Raw genomic sequence first — 2,260 nt, 5'->3', positions numbered from 1 at the left:
CGGCGATGATCACCTGGAGGCCGCGGGAGGCGGCGCTGCGGCCGTACTCGATCATCTCGGCGGGCATGCGGTGCGCCGAGACCACGTCCGCCTCGAAGGGCACGCCGAACTCGGCGACGGCCTCCGCGGCGAGCTTCATCACCGGCCAGTCAGAGTCGCTCCCCATGACTATGCCGATGCTCACGATGCCGCCTTCGTCGGCATCGTGAGCATCGACAGGCCTATACTGCTGTGTCCCTTTGTTCGTTCGCTTCGCTCTCTCACGTGTACTCCCCGGTGGTGAGGTAGACGGCGGCGTGGTGGGCGCGGGCGCGGACTTCTTCGAGGTTGGAGCCGAGGGCCGTCACGTGGCCGATCTTGCGGCCGGGGCGCACTTCCTTGCCGTAGAAGTGCAGCTTGATGCCCGGATCGTGGGCCAGCACGTGCTCGTACCGCTTGAACAGGTCGGGCTCCTCGCCCCCGAGCAGGTTGGCCATGACGACGACCTGGGCGGTCATCTTGGGTGAGCCGAGCGGCAGGTCCAGCACCGCCCTCAGATGCTGCTCGAACTGCGACGTCGTCGAGCCCTCGATCGTCCAGTGGCCGCTGTTGTGCGGGCGCATGGCCAGCTCGTTGACCACCAGCCCGTTGGGGGTGTCGAACAGCTCCACCGCCAGCAGCCCGGTCACGCCCAGCTCGTGGGCGATCTTCAGGCCGATGCGCTGCGCCTGCGCCGCCTCCTCGGGGTCCAGCCCGGGGGCGGGCGCGATGACCTCCACGCAGATGCCGTCCTGCTGCACGGTCTCCACCACCGGGTAGCTGACGCCCTGCCCGTGCGGCGAACGGGCCACCAGCACCGCGAGCTCCCGCTCGAACGGCACGAACGCCTCGGCGAGCAGCTCGACTCCGGTCGCGAACGCCTCCGCGACGTCCTCCGGGGACCGGCACACCCACACGCCGCGGCCGTCGTAGCCGCCGCGCACCGACTTCAGCACCACCGGCCAGCCGTGCTCCTCCGCGAAGCGCGAGGCCTCCTCGGCCGACGACACACGCGCCCAGGCCGGGCAGGGCACACCGATCGCGGTCAGCCGCTCGCGCATGACCGCCTTGTCCTGGGCGTGCACGAGCGCGTCGGCGCCGGGATGCACGGCGTGGCCGGCGGCGGCCAGGGCCCGGATGTGCTCGGTGGGAACGTGCTCGTGGTCGAACGTGATCGCATCGCAGCCCTTGGCGAACTCGCGTAGATCGCCCAGATCGCGGTAGTCTCCGATGCGCGTGTCGACGATCACACGTGCGGCGCTCTCTTCAGGGGTGTTGGCCAGCACCCGCAGCTCGACGCCGAGCGCGATGGCGGGCGGCTGCGACATCCTGGCCAGCTGGCCCGCGCCGACGATGCCGACGACCGGTCCGATGGGGCTGTAGGAACTCACGCCAGGTGAGCTTACCGGGACGGAACGACTTTCCCGGACGTTCCCGGGCTGGGCGGCCGTTCCGGGTCGCCTTCGCAGGCACGACCGCCCAGCGCTCTGCCTCGCCCGCGTATGCCGGATGGCGCGGGAGGTTGCAACGCAGCGTAATGCCCATCTTTCGTAAATGCCGGGCATAGAGCGGTATTTATAAGCAGGATGTTCGCGAGGCTGACATCGACCCTACATCGTGACCGGTACGCTGAGTGGGTCAGGCGCGGCGAGGGAAAGGACCGAGCAGAGACGTGAATTTCGTAAGACGCCTCTACGAGCGGTTCGCGTCCCTCGTCTATGAGCTGGCCAAGTTCGGCAGCATCGGGGCCATCGCCTTCGTGATCGACTTCGGCATGCTCAATCTCTGCAACGTCGTGCTGGGATGGGGCCCGCTGACGTCCAAGGTCGTGGCGACGGCGATCTCCACGACGTTCGCCTACCTCGGCAACCGCTTCTGGACCTTCCGGCACCGCGAGCAGAGCGGGCTGGGGCGCCAATATTTCCTGTTCTTCCTGCTCAATGGCATCGCCCTGCTGTTCGGCATGCTGACGATCGGGTTCACCACCTACACCCTCGACCGGCACGACGCCCTCAGCATCAACATCGCCAACATCGTTGGCGTCGGGCTCGGCACGCTGTTCCGCTACTGGTCGTACAAGAAGTGGGTGTTCCTGGAGGCCACCGAGCCCATCCCGGTGGAGCTGCCCGAGGCCGGGGTCAAGCAGGACCGCTGACCACCCTGCCCCTGTTGCCGTCGTCCTCCGCCGGGCGCAGGAAGATGGCGAACGTGGCGGGGCGGCGCCGTACCAGCTCCAGCCTGC

At 68.3% G+C, this 2,260-nt stretch carries 3 protein-coding genes; 1 reads left to right on the top strand and 2 read right to left on the bottom strand.

The window, feature by feature from the left end; genetic code table 11:
• Together AB0J09_RS62795 and AB0J09_RS62790 are read right to left on the bottom strand one after the other, a co-directional pair.
• A partial coding sequence (locus tag AB0J09_RS62795) for an AIR carboxylase family protein (protein WP_360713779.1) occupies positions 1 to 166 on the bottom strand: 166 nt, incomplete at its 3' end.
• Between the two features lie 94 nt (positions 167 to 260).
• Positions 261 to 1,409 (bottom strand): 5-(carboxyamino)imidazole ribonucleotide synthase, encoded by a 1,149-nt coding sequence (locus tag AB0J09_RS62790; protein WP_360713777.1) that lies wholly within the window; start codon positions 1,407 to 1,409, stop codon positions 261 to 263.
• 281 nt (positions 1,410 to 1,690) lie between these two features.
• On the opposite strand from AB0J09_RS62790, the gene AB0J09_RS62785 reads away from it, so the two are divergent.
• The gene (locus AB0J09_RS62785) at positions 1,691 to 2,173 is read left to right on the top strand and encodes a GtrA family protein (protein WP_360713775.1); all 483 of its coding nucleotides are present in this window, start codon (positions 1,691 to 1,693) and stop codon (positions 2,171 to 2,173) included.
• Positions 2,174 to 2,260 lie beyond the last annotated feature (87 nt).

This window comes from Nonomuraea sp. NPDC049784 (assembly GCF_040659615.1).
GTDB lineage: Bacteria > Actinomycetota > Actinomycetes > Streptosporangiales > Streptosporangiaceae > Nonomuraea.
This window is presented reverse-complemented; position numbering and strand designations above follow the sequence as displayed.